General features: G+C 63.4%; 15 protein-coding genes and 1 tRNA gene. 6 read left to right on the top strand and 10 right to left on the bottom strand.

Translation table 11 applies throughout. The annotated features are described in order from the left end of the window. Nucleotides 1–15: 15 nt before the first annotated feature. The 7 genes from paaA to doeA all read right to left on the bottom strand — a co-directional run bounded on the left by paaA (nucleotide 16) and on the right by doeA (nucleotide 6,189). Entirely contained in the window at nucleotides 16–1,014 is a 999-nt protein-coding gene (gene paaA / locus C8N34_RS05825; protein ID WP_054302364.1) for a 1,2-phenylacetyl-CoA epoxidase subunit PaaA, read from the bottom strand. 18 nt (nucleotides 1,015–1,032) lie between these two features. Further along, nucleotides 1,033–2,238, bottom strand: coding sequence for a 3-oxoadipyl-CoA thiolase (pcaF, locus tag C8N34_RS05820; RefSeq protein ID WP_108128171.1), 1,206 nt, complete (start codon nucleotides 2,236–2,238; stop codon nucleotides 1,033–1,035). A gap of 182 nt (nucleotides 2,239–2,420) precedes the next feature. Beyond that, entirely contained in the window at nucleotides 2,421–3,269 is an 849-nt protein-coding gene (locus tag C8N34_RS05815) for a PaaX family transcriptional regulator C-terminal domain-containing protein (protein ID WP_108128170.1), read from the bottom strand. Nucleotides 3,270–3,299: 30 nt separating this feature from the next. Further along, nucleotides 3,300–3,376 (bottom strand) — tRNA-Arg (locus tag C8N34_RS05810). Nucleotides 3,377–3,427: 51 nt separating this feature from the next. Further along, nucleotides 3,428–3,889, bottom strand: a complete 462-nt coding sequence (locus tag C8N34_RS05805) for a GNAT family N-acetyltransferase (RefSeq protein ID WP_054302367.1) — start codon at nucleotides 3,887–3,889, stop codon at nucleotides 3,428–3,430. Between the two features lie 115 nt (nucleotides 3,890–4,004). Further along, nucleotides 4,005–5,003, bottom strand: a complete 999-nt coding sequence (gene doeB / locus C8N34_RS05800; protein ID WP_108128169.1) for a N(2)-acetyl-L-2,4-diaminobutanoate deacetylase DoeB — start codon at nucleotides 5,001–5,003, stop codon at nucleotides 4,005–4,007. Between the two features lie 4 nt (nucleotides 5,004–5,007). Continuing rightward, nucleotides 5,008–6,189, bottom strand: coding sequence for an ectoine hydrolase DoeA (gene doeA, locus C8N34_RS05795; RefSeq protein WP_108128168.1), 1,182 nt, complete (start codon nucleotides 6,187–6,189; stop codon nucleotides 5,008–5,010). Between the two features lie 159 nt (nucleotides 6,190–6,348). On the opposite strand from doeA, the gene C8N34_RS05790 reads away from it, so the two are divergent. Together C8N34_RS05790 and C8N34_RS25905 are read left to right on the top strand one after the other, a co-directional pair. Then, nucleotides 6,349–7,722 (top strand): aspartate aminotransferase family protein, encoded by a 1,374-nt coding sequence (locus C8N34_RS05790; RefSeq protein ID WP_108128167.1) that lies wholly within the window; start codon nucleotides 6,349–6,351, stop codon nucleotides 7,720–7,722. A gap of 45 nt (nucleotides 7,723–7,767) precedes the next feature. Next, nucleotides 7,768–8,070 (top strand): hypothetical protein, encoded by a 303-nt coding sequence (locus C8N34_RS25905; RefSeq protein ID WP_145693523.1) that lies wholly within the window; start codon nucleotides 7,768–7,770, stop codon nucleotides 8,068–8,070. On the opposite strand, the gene C8N34_RS05780 is transcribed toward C8N34_RS25905, so the two are convergent. Continuing rightward, nucleotides 8,045–8,233 (bottom strand): hypothetical protein, encoded by a 189-nt coding sequence (locus tag C8N34_RS05780; RefSeq protein ID WP_054302372.1) that lies wholly within the window; start codon nucleotides 8,231–8,233, stop codon nucleotides 8,045–8,047. The two genes, C8N34_RS25905 and C8N34_RS05780, sit on opposite strands and share 26 nt — an antisense overlap. Before the next feature lie 49 nt (nucleotides 8,234–8,282). Here C8N34_RS05780 and C8N34_RS05775 point away from each other — a divergent pair, with 49 nt between their 5' ends. After that, nucleotides 8,283–8,600 (top strand): antibiotic biosynthesis monooxygenase family protein, encoded by a 318-nt coding sequence (locus C8N34_RS05775; RefSeq protein WP_054302373.1) that lies wholly within the window; start codon nucleotides 8,283–8,285, stop codon nucleotides 8,598–8,600. 45 nt (nucleotides 8,601–8,645) lie between these two features. Here the strand turns inward: C8N34_RS05775 and uvrB are convergent, their stop codons facing one another. Further along, nucleotides 8,646–10,823, bottom strand: coding sequence for an excinuclease ABC subunit UvrB (uvrB, locus tag C8N34_RS05770; RefSeq protein ID WP_054302374.1), 2,178 nt, complete (start codon nucleotides 10,821–10,823; stop codon nucleotides 8,646–8,648). Nucleotides 10,824–11,171: 348 nt separating this feature from the next. Between uvrB and C8N34_RS05765 the strand changes: the two genes are divergently transcribed. Then, entirely contained in the window at nucleotides 11,172–11,483 is a 312-nt protein-coding gene (locus tag C8N34_RS05765; protein WP_108128165.1) for an ETC complex I subunit, read from the top strand. A gap of 71 nt (nucleotides 11,484–11,554) precedes the next feature. Continuing rightward, nucleotides 11,555–11,923, top strand: coding sequence for a hypothetical protein (locus C8N34_RS05760; protein WP_054302376.1), 369 nt, complete (start codon nucleotides 11,555–11,557; stop codon nucleotides 11,921–11,923). Nucleotides 11,924–11,964: 41 nt separating this feature from the next. On the opposite strand, the gene C8N34_RS05755 is transcribed toward C8N34_RS05760, so the two are convergent. Beyond that, entirely contained in the window at nucleotides 11,965–13,791 is a 1,827-nt protein-coding gene (locus tag C8N34_RS05755; RefSeq protein WP_108128164.1) for a M3 family oligoendopeptidase, read from the bottom strand. 312 nt (nucleotides 13,792–14,103) lie between these two features. On the opposite strand from C8N34_RS05755, the gene C8N34_RS05750 reads away from it, so the two are divergent. Beyond that, nucleotides 14,104–15,495 (top strand): circularly permuted type 2 ATP-grasp protein, encoded by a 1,392-nt coding sequence (locus C8N34_RS05750; protein ID WP_054302382.1) that lies wholly within the window; start codon nucleotides 14,104–14,106, stop codon nucleotides 15,493–15,495. The last annotated feature ends 6 nt before the right edge of the window (nucleotides 15,496–15,501 follow it).

The following is a 15,501-nucleotide window of genomic DNA, read 5'->3' as shown; positions in this document are numbered from 1 at the left end:
CCCCCTGTTCGATGATTATTCGGCGGCCATGCGGGCCGCGGCGCGGCGGGCATCGGCCTTCTTCGCATGCGCCATCAGCCCGTCACGGAACCAGGCGCCATCCTCCCAGGCGGTCACGCGGGCCTCCAGGCGTTCGGTATTGCAGGGGCCGTTCCCGGCGATGACCGCGAAGAACTCGCTCCAGTCCGGTTCGCTGAAATCCCAGCCGCCCTTTTCCTCGTTCCATTTCAGCCCCTCGTCGGGGACAGTCAGGCCAAGGTAATGCGCCTGCGGCACGGTCTGATCGACGAACTTCTGGCGCAGTTCATCGTTGGTGTTGATCTTGATCTTCCACGCCATCGACTGCGCAGAATGAACCGAGTCCTTGTCGGACGGGCCAAACATCATCAGCGCCGGATACCAGAAGCGGTTGAGCGCATCCTGCGCCATTTCCTTCTGTTCCGGGGTGCCCGCCGCCATCTTCATCATGATGTCGTAGCCCTGCCGTTGGTGGAAGCTTTCCTCCTTGCAGATGCGGATCATCGCACGGCTGTAGGGGCCGTAAGAGGTACGTTGCAGCGGCACCTGGTTCATGATCGCCGCGCCATCGACCAGCCAGCCCACCGCGCCGATGTCAGCCCAGTTCAGCGTCGGATAGTTGAAGATCGAGGAATATTTCATCTTCCCGGCATGCAGCGCGTCCAGCAGCTCGTCGCGGCTGACGCCCAGCGTTTCAGCGGCGCTGTAGAGGTAAAGGCCGTGCCCCGCCTCGTCCTGCACCTTGGCCAGCAGGATCGCCTTGCGTTCCAGCGTGGGCGCGCGGGTGATCCAGTTGCCCTCCGGCAACTGGCCGACGATCTCGGAATGCGCGTGCTGGCCGATCTGGCGGATCAGCGTCTTGCGATAGCCTTCCGGCATCCATTCCTTCGGCTCGATCTTCTCGCCCCGGTCAATGCGTTCCTGAAACGCGATTTCCTCGGGCGTCATGTCCTCGCGGGATTTCATCCCCTCGGATTTCACCATCTGTGCATACATGGGCCGGTCCCTCCCTGTTCAGACGCGTTCGATAATGATGGCGATGCCCTGCCCCACCCCGATGCACATGGTGCAAAGCGCATAGCGCCCGCCGGTGCGGTGAAGCTGATACATCGCGGTCGTCACCAGCCGCGCGCCCGACATGCCCAGCGGATGCCCCAGCGCGATGGCCCCGCCATTGGGGTTCACATGCGCCGCATCATCCGGCAGGCCAAGGTCACGCAGCGTCGCCAGTGCCTGACTGGCGAAAGCCTCGTTCAATTCTATCACATCCATCTGGTCGATGGTCAGCCCCGCGCGGGCCAGCACCTTTTTCGCTGCGGGCGCCGGGCCGATGCCCATAATGCGCGGCTCAACCCCCGCCGCCGCCATGGCGACGATGCGGGCCCTGGGCGTCAGGCCCTGCGCGCGCGCCGCCTGTTCCGACAGGATCGCCAGCGCCGCCGCGCCGTCATTCACGCCCGAGGCATTGCCAGCGGTGACGCTGAGATCCGGGCCGTTCACGCCCTTCAGCTTCGCCAGCGCCTCGGCGGTGGAGCCGGGGCGCGGGTGTTCGTCGGTGGCAACGATGATCGCGTCACCCTTGCGCTGGGGAATGGTGACCGGCACGATTTCATCAGCGAAGATCCCGGCCTCTTGCGCAGCGGCCCAGCGGGCTTGCGAGCGGGCGGCAAAGGCATCCTGATCAGCACGGCTGACGGCGAAATCGGCTGCCACATTGTCTGCGGTCTGTGGCATGCTGTCGACGCCAAACAGCTTTTTCATCAAGGGGTTGACGAAGCGCCAGCCAATCGTCGTGTCATAGACCGCATTCGAGCGCGAAAAGGCGCTTTCGGCCTTGGGCATCACGAAGGGCGCGCGGCTCATGCTTTCGACGCCGCCAGCCAGCACGAAATCGCAGTCGCCCGCCTTGATGGCGCGGGCGGCCATGCCGACCGCATCCATGCCCGATCCACAAAGACGGTTCACCGTGGTGCCCGGGACGCCGATGGGCATACCCGCCAGCAACACCGCCATGCGGCCCACATTGCGATTGTCCTCGCCCGCCTGATTGGCGCAGCCATAGATCAGGTCATCGACCGCCGACCAATCCACACCGGGGTTCCGCTCCATCAACGCTTTCAGGGGCAGCGCGGCAAGGTCATCGGCCCGCACCGAGGCCAGCGCCCCGCCATATCGCCCGATGGGCGTGCGTACCGCGTCGCAGATGAAGGCTTCCGTCATGGGCCTGTTCCCCCTCGCATGTATCGGATGAAGCTGGTGCGTCTCCCAATTCACCAACCGCTCGGTCAACGTATAGCGCGAAAGCATCACACTGTTAAGCGATTTATTGGATTCCTCGTGATGTTTTGATCGACAGCCCGCCGTCGGCCGGGAAACGGCGCTTTGACAAGGGTTTGGCGGGATCAGTCCTCGGACAATGCCAGCAGGCGCGCCTGCGTTTCGGCGGTTCGGGCAGGCAAAAGGCCTGCGCCGCCCTCGAACCGGGTGCCGATATACGAATCGGCGGCGGGCGACAGCGTGCGATAAAGCTGTGCAAACAGGGTCCGCGCCGCCTCGCCGGGCCAGTCGTCAGGCAAAGCGGCCTCGGGCAGACGCGGATCGCGCAGCAAAGCGCCTCGATAGGCATGAACCAGCAGCAGCCGCGCCACCAGCGCCGTCTCTGCTGAAACCGGCAGGCCGGAGGCAAGCCGGTTCCCCAGCGGCGAGAATTGCGCGATCATGGCGCGATAGGCGGCCGCATGACGGTCCAGCGGCCACAATCCGGCGACATATTCGGGCAAAAGCGCGATCCCCGTCAGAGGCTCGCTGCGAAAGCACAATCCCGGCGCGGCAAAACCCGGATGATCGGGGCGCAACCACAGATCCCCCGCCATGCGTGCCAGCGCGCCGCGCCGCGCCGCCTCCTCCGTCAGACCCGGCGCATGATGAATCTGCCAGCCGGTCGCGCGGGCGGGCTTGCCATAAAGCAGACGCGCCGCCGCCGAAAATTCCTGTCGGGCATTCTCGGCCAGCCGGTAGAAACTGCGCCGCCCTTCCCGCTCGCCTGCCAGTTGCCCGGCGGCCACCAGCCGCGACACCGCCGTGCGCACCAGCGTTTCACTGAAGCCCAGCGCGGCGCCGATCTCGATGAGGGTGCCCATCCACAGCACCCCCCCGCGCGGCACTACCACATCACCATAGATCGTGACGATCATCGCGGGCGCCCGCAGCGCCAGCCCGTCCCGCAGGGTCGTGATGAGTGTTTCGGCCATAGCCTGCCCGCCTGAAATGGCCTGAGAAACTGGCGATCCCGGTAGGACTCGAACCCACAACCTAGCGCTTAGAAGGCGCTTGCTCTATCCGGTTGAGCTACGGGACCGGAGAATGCGGGACGAGCCCGCGCCCGCCCCTTTTGCCGCGCAGATCGCGGTTAGGCAAGGCTCCGCGTCATGAAATAGCTGTTCGGGTCATCCCAATAGCCCTCAAACGGCGGGCATTGCACGAAGCCTGCGCGTTCATACAACCCGCGCGCCGGGCCGAACATATCCTGCACGCCGGTTTCGAGGCTGAGCCGGGTGAACCCCGCCGCCTGCGCCTCGGCCACCAGATGATCCAGCAGACGCCGCGACAGCCCGCCGCCCCGACGTTCAATGAGCACATGCATCGACTTGATCTCGGCATGGCTGTCGTCGATCCGCTTGAAGGCGCCCATCGCCACCGGCACGCCCGCATCGCGCATCACGAAGAAAAACACTTCGGGAATATCCAGTTCCGAGGCATCCATCATATGAATGCTCTCCGGCGGGGTATCCGCATGCATATCGGCGGTATGCCGTTCAAACAGCAGCGAAAGGTCGGCTCCGGTCGGGTTTTCCCGCGCGATGGTCAGCATCTGGCACATCCGTTCAGTCGTTATTTTCACCGCTTTGCGCGGAAGATGCGCGGACTATAGGAGCGCCGTTTGCCAGCGTAAAGCACCCGCGCCGCGGCGGAAACGGGAGGCCGGGTTACACTTCAACCGCGACCACAGCCACGCAATCGCCCGGCTTCACAAGGCCCGGAAAATGCCGCGCCATGAACAGGCCCGCCCGGCGTGCCGTCACCGTCACCGGCGCAAGCCCGGTCCGGCCGGTCGGATATATCTGCGCGACGGGCTGCCCGGCCGTGACCCGATCACCCAGATCGGCCAGAAATGTGATCAGCCCGCCATCCTCGGCAAAGGTGAAGCAATCGGCATCGGGCATGTCGAGCCAGCGGGTCGGGCGGGGCACGACCGCGCCCTGCATCACCCCGGCGGCGACCAGCAGGTTGCGCAGCCCCTCCTTCGCGATAGCCGCCGTCCGCGCCGATGCCGTACCGCCGCCGCCCAGTTCGGTGGTGACGAAGACCTTGCCCATTTCCTCGGCGGCGGTGTCATACATGCCGACCGCGTCGATTTCGAGCATCCGGCACGACCAGGGTGCCCCGAAGGCCCGGACCAGATCGAAGGCGCGCGCCTCGACCGCCTTGTCGGGCAGAACATGCGCTGCACAATAGGGCAGGAAATCCAGCGTCTTGCCGCCCGAATGGAAATCCAGCACCACATCCGCCACCGGCAGCAGCACCCGTTGAAAGTAGTCGGCGATTTTCTGGGTCACCGTGCCATCGGGGCGGCCGGGAAAGCTGCGGTTCAGATTGCCCCTGTCAATGGGCGAGGTACGGGTTCCCGCCAGAAAGGCCGGGTAGTTCATCGCCGGAATGATGATCAGCCGCCCGCTCACCTCCCCGGCCTGCACCGTTGCCGCCAGATCGAACAAGGCAATCGGCCCCTCGTATTCGTCCCCGTGGTTTGCGCCGGTCAGCAGCACTGTGGGCCCGCTGCCGTTGTTCACCACCGTCAGCGGGATCATCACCGAGCCCCAGGCCGCATCGTCACGACTGTAGGGCAGCCGCAGGAAGCCATGACTGACGCCCTGTGCATCGAAATCCACCGTTGCGGTGACCGGCGACGGAGGAAGCTGTGACATCGGCTCAATCCTTCACGAAAAGCTGGCGCGGCACATTGGCCAGACATTCGACCCCGGTTTCGGTGATCAGGATGGATTCGGTGATTTCCAATCCCATATCTTCCAGCCAGAGGCCGGTCATGAAATGGAAGGTCATGCCGGGTTGCAGTTCCGTCCGGTCGCCGGGCCGCAGGCTCATGGTGCGTTCGCCCCAGTCCGGCGGATAGCTGACGCCGATGCCATAGCCGGTGCGGTTGTCCTTCACGATGCCGTATTTCGCCAGCACGCCGAAGAAGCCGCGCGCGATATCCTCGCAGGTATTGCCGGGTTTCGCGGCGGCAAGGCCAGCCTCCATCCCTTCCAGCGTCGCCTTCTCTGCCTCCAGAAACGCCTGGGTCGGCTTGCCCAGAAACACGGTGCGCGACAGCGGCACATGATAGCGGTGATAGCAGCCCGCGATTTCAAAGAAAGTGCCCATGCCACGCTGCATCGGCCGGTCATCCCAGGTCAGATGCGGCGCCGAGGCGTCGCGCCCCGAGGGCAGCAGCGGCACGATCGCAGGATAATCGCCGCCCGCCCCTTCCACGCCTCGAAGACCTGCATCCTGGATTTCGGCCACCAGATCGCATTTGCGCATCCCCGGCTCGACCTTTTCCAGAATGCGCTCGTGCATCTTTTCCACGATCCGCGCGGCTGTGCGCATGTAGGCGATTTCCTGCGGGCTCTTGCAGGCGCGTTGCCAGTTCACCAGCGCGGTGCAATCGCTGAACCGTGCATTCGGCAGATGCTTTGTCAGGCTGGCGAAGGCCGCGGCTGTGAACCAGTAATTGTCCATCTCGACCCCGATCCGCGCCTTCCCGTGGCCCCGGTCGGTCAGAATCTGCGACAGCAGGTCCATCGGGTGCCGTTCGGTCGACTGCACATAATGATCGGGATAACCGATGATGTTGTCGGGGCGCAGATAGGCGGTCAGCCGCGCGCCATTGGCATCCTGCCCCCGGCCATACCAGACCGGCTCGCCCTGCGGCAGCACCACGACACATTGATGGACATAGAACGACCAGCCGTCATAGCCGGTCAGCCAGTTCATACTGCTGGGATCGGTGACGATCAGCAGATCGACCCCTTTCGCCTCCATCGCCCGCCGGGTCTTTTCCAGGCGGGCGGCATATTCCTCGCGGCTGAACTTCAGGATGACATCCGACATTTCCACGCCTCCGCTTCTGCGACGCATTCCCGCTCCGGCAGCGCGTCACGCCGATGCAGGTTAGCTTGCCGGGAGACATTATCAAGCGCCTGGCCTTGCGGCTGGATCGGCAGGGCGCCTTGGTCTAGCCTTGGGGCAAAGCGCAGGGAAAGGACCGACATGGCCGACCACGACAACGAGCTGAATGCCTGGGACCGCGACCATTTCTTTCACCCCTCCACCCATATGGGCATGCATGCGCGGGGCGAAAGCGCGCGCCGGGTCATCGCCGGGGGCGAGGGTTGCCATATAACCGATACCGCGGGTAAGCGCAGCCTCGACGCCTTTGCCGGGCTGTACTGCGTGAACGTGGGATATGGCCGGACCGAGATCGCTGAAGCGATTGCCGAACAGGCCCGCGAGCTCGCATATTACCACGCCTATGTCGGGCACGGCACCGAGGCCAGCATCACCCTGGCCCGCATGATCATCGAACGCGCGCCTGCCCATATGAGCCGGGTCTATTTCGGTCTCTCCGGGTCGGACGCGAATGAAACGAACATCAAGCTGATCTGGTATTACAACAATATCCTCGGCCGCCCCGAGAAGAAGAAGATCATCTCGCGCTGGCGCGGCTATCACGGCTCGGGCGTGATGACCGGCAGCCTGACCGGCCTTTCGCTGTTCCACGCGCATTTCGACCTGCCGCGCGCGCCCGTCCTGCATACCGAGGCACCTTATTTCTTCCGCCGCGAGGATCGCTCGATGACCGAGGCGCAGTTCAGCGCCCATTGCGCGGCAAAGCTGGAAGAGCTGATCCTTTCCGAAGGCCCCGACACCATCGCCGCCTTCATCGGCGAGCCGATCCTTGGCACCGGCGGCATCGTGCCCCCGCCCGAGGGCTATTGGGCCGCGATTCAGGCCGTGCTGAAGAAATACGACATCCTGCTGGTGGCGGATGAGGTGGTGACGGGCTTCGGGCGCCTCGGCACCATGTTCGGGTCGACCCATTACGGGATGGAGCCGGACCTCATCACCATCGCCAAGGGGCTGACCTCGGCCTATGCGCCGCTGTCGGGGTCCATCGTGTCGGATCGGCTGTGGCAGGTGCTGGTGCAGGGATCGGATGACTTCGGGCCGATGGGCCACGGCTGGACCTATTCCGCGCATCCGATCTGTGCCGCCGCCGGGGTGGCGAACCTGCGGCTGATCGACGATCTGAGTCTGGTGCAGAACGCCGGCACAATCGGCGCGCATTTCCGCAGAGGGCTGGCCGATGCGCTGGCCGGGCATGCTCATGTCGGTGAAGTGCGCGGCGACGGGCTGATGGCGGCAGTGGAATTTGTCGAGGACCGCGACGACCGCCGCTTCTTTGATCCCGCACGCAAGGTCGGTCCCGCCATTGCCGCCGCGCTGCTGGATCGTGGCGTGATCGGCCGCGCTATGCCGCAGGGGGATATTCTGGGTTTCGCCCCGCCGCTCTGCCTGACGGAGGCCGAGGCCGATACGGTGATCGCCGCCGCCGCTGATGCGGTGAAATCCGTGCTGGGCTAACCTGCGTTAGGCATTCGTCAACCAATCGGCGCGCAAGGTGGCAGGATGCGAATCCTGCTTTTGCTCCTGCTCTGCGCCGGTTGCGGCGCCCAGCCCGCGCCGCTGATGTTCGGCGGCGCGCGGCATGAAACCGTTGTCGACGGCCATCGCTACACCGTCTACCGAAAGGCCAATCAGGTGGAGGTCATCCGCGAAGGCTGGGCCGCGCCAGGGGAACATGCGAACATCCGGGCGACCATGATCGCCGTGGTTCCGTGGCTCACCGGCTGCGACGTGCTGCCTTCGACCGTGCGGGGTGACAGCGGCGAGATGCGCGCCCGCGTCACTTGCCCGAAGGGCCGACGATGATCAGTTCGTATACTGCAACCGCGCCCGCCAGACCGAACATGACTGCCCAGCCGGTATTCCCCGCCGCCAGTTCCAGCCCCGCCCAGATCAGCGGCAGCACCGCCGTCAGCCAGCGTACCACGGGCCGGGCGAACATCGGATGGTCGGCGTCGATGAGGCGCATGTTTCCTCTGGCTTTTTCTGTTAGGCTGCCTGGGCAGGAGGAGCCAACCATGCCAGACATCCGCACCGCCTTTCAAGGCCAGACTGTCATCACCACCTTCGAACTCAGCCCCGGCACCGCCCATGACCTGATGGAGGCGCTGGAAGACGCCTATCGCGAATTCATCAGCAAGCAACCCGGTTTCATCGCGGCGGGCCTGCATATGAATGATGCGCAGACCCGGATCTGCAACTATTCGCAATGGCAGCGGCGCGAGGACTATCAGGCCATGCTGCGCAGCCCCGAGATGCGCCAGCGCAACAAGGTTATCGCCACGCTCTGCCGCAGTTTCGAGCCGGTGATGTACGAAGTGGCGGCTGTTCTTTAACGCCGCAACCCGGCGGGCGGGCCCTGCCGGTCCGGTGACGCCGGTTCAGCGCCGCCGCTTGTTGCCGCCGCGCTGACCCGCCCGCCCGGCGGTGGACCGTCCGCTTTGCTTCACCGCTGCATCGACGGCCTCTTCCACGGCTTCCTGCCGGGCCAGAGGATCGTCCGCAACGGCAAGCTCCACGGCCTCCAGACGCTTGACCTCGTCCCGAAGGCGCGCGGCCTCCTCGAATTCGAGGTTCTCGGCGGCCTTGCGCATCTGCACCCGCAGCGCTTCCAGATGCGCCGCGAGGTTCTGCCCAACCATGGGCTTGTCCACCCTGGTCGTGATACGCGCCTGATCGGTATCGCCCTGCCAGAGACCCGCGAGCACATCCTCGACGTTCTTCTTCACCGTCTGCGGCGTGATGCCATGCGCCTCGTTATAGGCCATCTGTTTCTCGCGCCGCCGATTGGTTTCGGCGAGTGCGCGCTCCATGCTGCCGGTGATCCGGTCGGCATACATGATCACCCGACCCTCGGCATTCCGCGCCGCCCGCCCGATGGTCTGGATCAGCGAGGTTTCCGACCGCAGGAACCCTTCCTTGTCCGCATCCAGAATGGCAACCAACCCACATTCGGGGATATCCAGCCCCTCGCGCAGCAGGTTGATGCCCACCAGCACATCAAAGGCCCCCAGACGTAAATCCCGCAGGATTTCAATGCGTTCGATCGTGTCGATGTCCGAGTGCATATAGCGGATGCGGATGCCCTGTTCGTGGAAATATTCGGTCAGGTCTTCGGCCATGCGCTTGGTCAGCGTGGTGACCAGAACCCGCAGCCCCTGCGCCGCGACGCGGCGGATCTCGTCCAGCAGGTCATCGACCTGCATTTCCACCGGGCGGATCTCTACCACCGGGTCCAGAAGGCCGGTCGGGCGGATCACCTGTTCGGCGAAGACGCCGCCGGCCTGCTCCATCTCCCACGCCGCCGGGGTGGCCGAAACGAAGATCGACTGCGGGCGCATCGCGTCCCATTCCTCGAACTTCAGCGGCCGGTTGTCCATGCAGGAAGGCAACCGGAAGCCGTGTTCCGCCAGCGTGAACTTGCGCCGATAGTCACCGCGATACATGCCGCCGATCTGGGGCACGGAAACGTGGGATTCATCGGCGAAAACAATGGCATTGTCGGGGATGAATTCAAACAGCGTCGGCGGCGGCTCACCCGGCGCGCGACCTGTCAGATAGCGTGAATAGTTCTCGATCCCGTTGCAGACGCCGGTCGCCTCCAGCATTTCCAGATCGAAATTGCAGCGCTGCTCCAGCCGCTGCGCCTCCAGCAGCTTGCCCTCCCCCACCAATTGTTCCAGCCGCTGCTTCAGCTCCAGCCTGATACCCTTGATCGCCTGCTGCATGGTCGGGCGCGGCGTGACGTAGTGGCTGTTGGCGTAAATACGGATCTGCTTGAACACATCGGTCTTCGCGCCGGTCAGCGGGTCGAATTCGACGATGCTTTCCAGTTCCGGCCCGAAGAAAGAAAACCGCCAGGCCCGATCCTCAAGGTGGGCGGGCCAGACTTCCAGACTGTCGCCCCGCACCCGGAAACTGCCGCGCTGGAAGCCCGAATCGTTGCGCCGGTATTGTTGGGCCACCAGTTCGGCAATCACCTGCCGCTGTTCATACATCTGCCCGACGACCAGGTCCTGCGTCATGGCCGAATAGGTTTCGACCGAGCCGATACCGTAGATGCAACTGACCGAGGCCACGATGATCACATCGTCGCGTTCCAGAAGCGCCCGGGTGGCCGAGTGGCGCATCCGGTCAATCTGTTCGTTGATCTGGCTTTCCTTCTCGATATAGGTGTCCGACCGCGGCACATAGGCTTCGGGCTGGTAGTAATCGTAATAGCTGACGAAATACTCGACGGCGTTTTCGGGGAAGAAGCCCTTGAACTCGCCATATAATTGCGCAGCCAGCGTCTTGTTGGGCGCAAGGATGATGGCGGGACGCTGGGTTTCCTCGATGATCTTGGCCATTGTGAAGGTCTTGCCGGTGCCGGTGGCGCCCAGCAGAACCTGATCATGCTCCCCCGCCTGCACGCCCCCCACCAGTTCCGCGATAGCCGTCGGCTGGTCGCCTGCGGGCTGGAAGGGCGAATGCATGACGAAGCGACGCCCGCCTTCAAGCTTGGGACGGGTCAGCACCTCGGGCCGTTCGGTCGGGGCGTTGGTATTGTTGTGCGGCATAGCGATTCCTTGGCTTGCCCTCAAGATGATCCGTTTTTGTTCCGGTTCAAGGGGCGAATACCTGCTGCCTTTCAGACAGCGTTAACCCTGATTGCCAGAGTCTGAAGACGGACGGATCAATTTTACAGAAAATTGATTGCGTCGGTTTCAGCTTTTGGTTGCGAAGTTTTGCAGAATGCCGCATCGTAACAGGGCAAGCAACGCACTGTCGGCTGGTCGCACCCCACACCCCAACCACACTCCCAGACCAGCCGACAGACCTTGCTCAGGCGGCGGATTTCGCTGCGGCGGCCCTTGCCTAACCTGCGGTTTTCGCCAATAAGAAGGCAGATCTGCAAGGAGCTTCCCATGCGCGCACGCATCTACCAGCCCGCCCGCAACGCCATGCAATCGGGCACCGCCAAGACAAAGGGCTGGGTGCTGGAATTTGCACACGCCAGCGCGCGCGAGGTCGATCCGCTGATGGGCTGGACTTCGACCACCGATACCACCACCCAGGTCAAGCTGCGCTTCGACAGCCGCGAAGCTGCGGAAGATTACGCCCGTGACAACGGGATCGAGTTCGAAGTGCTGGAAACCCACAAGCGCAAACCCAACGTGCGCCCGCTGGGCTATGGCGAGAATTTCGCCACCAACCGTCGCAGCGCCTGGACGCACTGACCCTGCCGTGCCCTTGACCGGGCGCACCGCTGGTCCCATGTGATTTCCCGGACCGAAGCAAAGGACAGGCCATGCGCAACGCCGCTCTGGTATTGGGATTGATTGGCGGCATCTTCGCCATGATCGTGGGCTTCTTCAGCTTCGGCTATACCGAGGTCGTTCAGAATCACGCCGAAGTCGGGCGGATGTTCGGCCAGTTCGAGAATGCGCAGACCATCCGGCTTGCGAGTTTCCTCGCCCCGTTGCTGGCCATTGCCGGCGGCGCCATGGCGCGGGCGCGCGCGCTCTGGGGTGGTATTCTGATGCTGTTGTCGGCGGGTCTGATCTATCTGGCCTTCGGCTTTGGCGTCTTCACCATGTTCCCGATCGGCTTCTGCCTTGTCGGCGGCTTGCTCGCTGTGGCGGCGGGCAAACCCGATGAGCCCAAGGCACATTTCTGACGACCACAAATGAAAACCGGCCCCGAAGGGCCGGTTCAGGATCAGGCTTCCATCGCCTCAAGCTCGTCAATGAAGCCCGCGATCATGTCGAGCCCCTTCTGCCAGAAACCGGGATCAGACAGATCCAGCCCGAAGGGCGCCAGCAGTTCCTTGTGGTGCTTCGAGCCGCCCGCCTTCAGCAGATCGAAATACTTCTCCTGGAACTCCGGCAGACCATCGGCATAGGCCGCGTAAAGCGCGTTCACCAACCCGTCACCGAAGGCATAGGCATAGACGTAGAACGGCGAATGCACGAAATGCGGGATATAGGCCCAGAAGGTCTCATACCCATCCATGAAATCGAAGGCCGGGCCAAGACTTTCGGCCTGCACGCTCATCCACAGGGCATTGATGTCGTCGGGGGTCAGTTCCCCTTCCGCCCGCGCCGCATGCAGCTTGCATTCGAAATCATAGAAGGCGATCTGGCGCACGACCGTATTGATCATGTCCTCGACCTTTCCGGCCAGCAAGGTCTTGCGCTCGGCCGGGGTTCTGGCTCCGTCCAGGAGCTTGCGGAAGGTCAGCATCTCGCCAAACACACTGGCGGTTTCGGCCAGCGTCAGCGGGGTGGAGGACAACAACTCCCCCTGTGCCGCCGCCAGCCGCTGATGCACGCCATGCCCCAGTTCATGCGCCAGCGTCATCACATCGCGCGGTTTGCCGAGGTAATTCAGCATCACATAGGGATGCACGGTGGTGACGGTCGGATGCGCGAACGCACCGGGGGCCTTGCCGGGCTTCACACCTGCGTCGATCCAGCCCTGCGTGAAGAACGGCTCGGCCAGTTCGGCCAGACGCGGCGAGAAGACGGCATAGGCATCGGAAACCGTCTTGCGTGCGGTATCCCAGTCCACGGTTTTCGGCTGTTCGATGGGCAGCGGCGCGTTGCGGTCCCAGACTTGCAGCCGGTCGAGACCCAGCCATTTCGCCTTCAGCGCATAGTAGCGATGGCTGAGCTTGGGATAGGCGGCAACCACGGCATCCCGCAAAGCCTGCACCACCTCGGGTTCCACATGGTTCGACAGATGGCGGCCATGCTGCGGGCTGGGCATCTTGCGCCAACGATCATGGATTTCCTTTTCCTTGGCCAGCGTGTTGTGCACCCGCGCAAACAGCTTGATATGGCGATCAAAGACTTCGGCCAGCGACCGCGCCGCAGCCTCGCGTTTCGCGCGGTCGGTATCGGTCAGCAGGTTCAGCGTGGCTTCGAGGTTCAGCTCCTCCTCCTCGCCCGCGACCTTGAACATCAGGCCTGCCATCGTCTCGTCGAACAGCTTGTTCCAGGCCGAGGCGCCGACGACGCTTTCGTCATGCAGGAAGCGCTCCAACTCGTCCGAAAGCTGGTGCGGGCGCATGGCGCGCATCCGGTCGAACACCGGCTTGTAGCGGGCCAGATCGGCATTGGCGGCCAGCAGCCGGTCCAGCGCCGCATCTTCCAGACGGTTGAACTCCAGGCTGAAGAACACCAGCGGCGTGGTGAAGGTGGTGACACGGTCCTGCGCATCGGCCATGAACTTGGCGCGCTCGCTGTCCATGGTGTTCTGGTAATAGCGCAGCCCGGCGTAAGACATCAGGCGCCCGGCGATCACGTCGATTGCCTCGTATTCCTGCACGCAGGCCAGCAACCCGGCAGCATCGAGGTCCGCCAGCTTGCCTTCATAGGCCGCCGCGAAATCGGCACAGGCTTTTTCCAGCCAGGCCATGTCGCGCGCAACTTCGGGCGCATCCGGCGCGGGGTAAAGATCGGTCAGATCCCATTCGGGCAGATTGCCCAGCCCGCCCCCGGCGGCATTGGCATCGAAAACCGGCGAAGGAAGCGGAAGAGTCATGGAGGAACCTCAAGCATGTTTGTTCCCATCTAGGTTCCCGAAGGGACCAAGCGCAAGCCTCAGGCCCTTCCGGGCCATGCAAATCTGATGCACGCGATAGGGAATTTTCGCCCGGATTCGGCCATCCGAAAGGCTTTGGCTCCTGCAATTCACCAAAATTTGCTCAAATATTAGGCGAATGACCCTGTTCCCGGCAGGTTTCAGGCCTTTTTGCCGCGAAAACCGTCACCGCCGCTTTCATGTCCGCCGGGGCGACGCTTAACTGAAATCAGCAAGATCGGGGGCGCTTCAGTGACGACCTATTTCAACGAAATGTATGATAACGGCGCAGTGCGCGCGCCTTATGCGCGGCTGGAAGACTGGATGCGGCATATGCCGGCCGAGCTCAGGCAGATGAAGCAGGCCGAGGCTGAAACGTTGTTTCGCCGCATCGGCATCACGTTCGCGGTCTATGGCGAGGGCGGCGACCCGGATCGGCTGATCCCGTTCGACATGTTCCCCCGCGTGTTCACCGCCCCGGAATGGACCCGGCTGGAACGCGGCATCAAGCAGCGCGCGCGGGCGCTGAACATGTTTCTGGCCGATGTCTATGGCCGGGGCGAGATCGTGAAGGCCGGGCGCATCCCGGCGCGTCTGGTGTATGAAAACGAGGCTTACGAAAAGGCCGTCGTCGGCTTCGTGCCGCCCAAGGGAGTTTACAGCCACATCGTCGGCATTGACCTCGTGCGCACCGGGCCTGACGAGTTTTTTGTGCTGGAAGACAACTGCCGCACGCCCTCGGGTGTCAGCTACATGCTGGAAAACCGCGAAATCATGATGCGGATGTTCCCCGATCTGTTCCGCGAGAACCGCATCCAGCCGGTCGACAGTTACAGCGAAAGGCTGCGCCGTACACTCGCCTCGGTCGCGCCCGCGAAATGCACGGGCGAGCCGCGCGTGGTTCTGCTGACCCCCGGCCATTTCAACAGCGCCTATTACGAACACAGCTTCCTCGCCGATCTGATGGGGGTCGAGTTGGTGGAAGGGCAGGATCTGTTCGTGGAGGGCGAATTTGTCTGGATGCGCACCACCGAGGGCCCGAAGAAGGTGGATGTGATCTATCGCCGGATTGACGATGCCTTCATCGACCCGCTGTGCTTCCGCCCGGATTCCATGCTGGGCGTGCCGGGGCTGATGGATGTCTACCGCTCCGGCGGGGTGGCGATCTGTTCCGCACCCGGTGCGGGCGTGGCGGATGACAAGGCGGTCTATACTTTCGTGCCCGAAATGGTGCGCTTTTATCTGGGGGAAGAGCCGATCCTCAACAACGTGCCGACCTGGCAATGCGGCAAATCGGATGACCTGAAATATGTGCTCGACAACCTGCCCGAACTGGTCGTGAAAGAGGTGCATGGCTCAGGCGGTTACGGCATGCTGGTCGGGCCGAAATCCACCAAGGCCGAGGTCGAGGCCTTCCGGCTGAAGATCCTTGACGATCCCGACAATTATATCGCTCAGCCGACGCTTGCGCTGTCCACGACGCCGACTTTCGTGGCCGAAGGTATCGCACCACGCCATGTGGACCTGCGGCCCTATTGCCTGGTCGGCGAAAGCATCGACCTCGTGCCCGGCGCGCTGACCCGCGTGGCGCTGAAAGACGGCAGCCTTGTGGTGAACTCGTCTCAGGGCGGCGGGGTCAAGGATACCTGGGTGCTGGCGGAGTAATCATTG

This window comes from Gemmobacter caeni, assembly GCF_003054195.1.
GTDB lineage: Bacteria > Pseudomonadota > Alphaproteobacteria > Rhodobacterales > Rhodobacteraceae > Gemmobacter > Gemmobacter caeni.
The sequence above is the reverse complement of the archived record's forward strand: the minus strand, read 5'-3'. Positions and strand labels throughout refer to the sequence as shown.

Excerpts from the sequence above, each read along its gene's own strand:
- paaA (WP_054302364.1), bottom strand. The coding sequence starts at position 1,014 with ATGTATGCACAGATGGTGAAATCCGAGGGGATGAAATCCCGCGAGGAC.
- pcaF (WP_108128171.1), bottom strand. The coding sequence starts at position 2,238 with ATGACGGAAGCCTTCATCTGCGACGCGGTACGCACGCCCATCGGGCGA.
- C8N34_RS05815 (WP_108128170.1), bottom strand. The coding sequence starts at position 3,269 with ATGGCCGAAACACTCATCACGACCCTGCGGGACGGGCTGGCGCTGCGG.
- C8N34_RS05805 (WP_054302367.1), bottom strand. The coding sequence starts at position 3,889 with ATGCTGACCATCGCGCGGGAAAACCCGACCGGAGCCGACCTTTCGCTG.
- doeB (WP_108128169.1), bottom strand. The coding sequence starts at position 5,003 with ATGTCACAGCTTCCTCCGTCGCCGGTCACCGCAACGGTGGATTTCGAT.
- doeA (WP_108128168.1), bottom strand. The coding sequence starts at position 6,189 with ATGTCGGATGTCATCCTGAAGTTCAGCCGCGAGGAATATGCCGCCCGC.
- C8N34_RS05790 (WP_108128167.1), top strand. The coding sequence starts at position 6,349 with ATGGCCGACCACGACAACGAGCTGAATGCCTGGGACCGCGACCATTTC.
- C8N34_RS25905 (WP_145693523.1), top strand. The coding sequence starts at position 7,768 with ATGCGAATCCTGCTTTTGCTCCTGCTCTGCGCCGGTTGCGGCGCCCAG.
- C8N34_RS05780 (WP_054302372.1), bottom strand. The coding sequence starts at position 8,233 with ATGCGCCTCATCGACGCCGACCATCCGATGTTCGCCCGGCCCGTGGTA.
- C8N34_RS05775 (WP_054302373.1), top strand. The coding sequence starts at position 8,283 with ATGCCAGACATCCGCACCGCCTTTCAAGGCCAGACTGTCATCACCACC.
- uvrB (WP_054302374.1), bottom strand. The coding sequence starts at position 10,823 with ATGCCGCACAACAATACCAACGCCCCGACCGAACGGCCCGAGGTGCTG.
- C8N34_RS05765 (WP_108128165.1), top strand. The coding sequence starts at position 11,172 with ATGCGCGCACGCATCTACCAGCCCGCCCGCAACGCCATGCAATCGGGC.
- C8N34_RS05760 (WP_054302376.1), top strand. The coding sequence starts at position 11,555 with ATGCGCAACGCCGCTCTGGTATTGGGATTGATTGGCGGCATCTTCGCC.
- C8N34_RS05755 (WP_108128164.1), bottom strand. The coding sequence starts at position 13,791 with ATGACTCTTCCGCTTCCTTCGCCGGTTTTCGATGCCAATGCCGCCGGG.
- C8N34_RS05750 (WP_054302382.1), top strand. The coding sequence starts at position 14,104 with ATGTATGATAACGGCGCAGTGCGCGCGCCTTATGCGCGGCTGGAAGAC.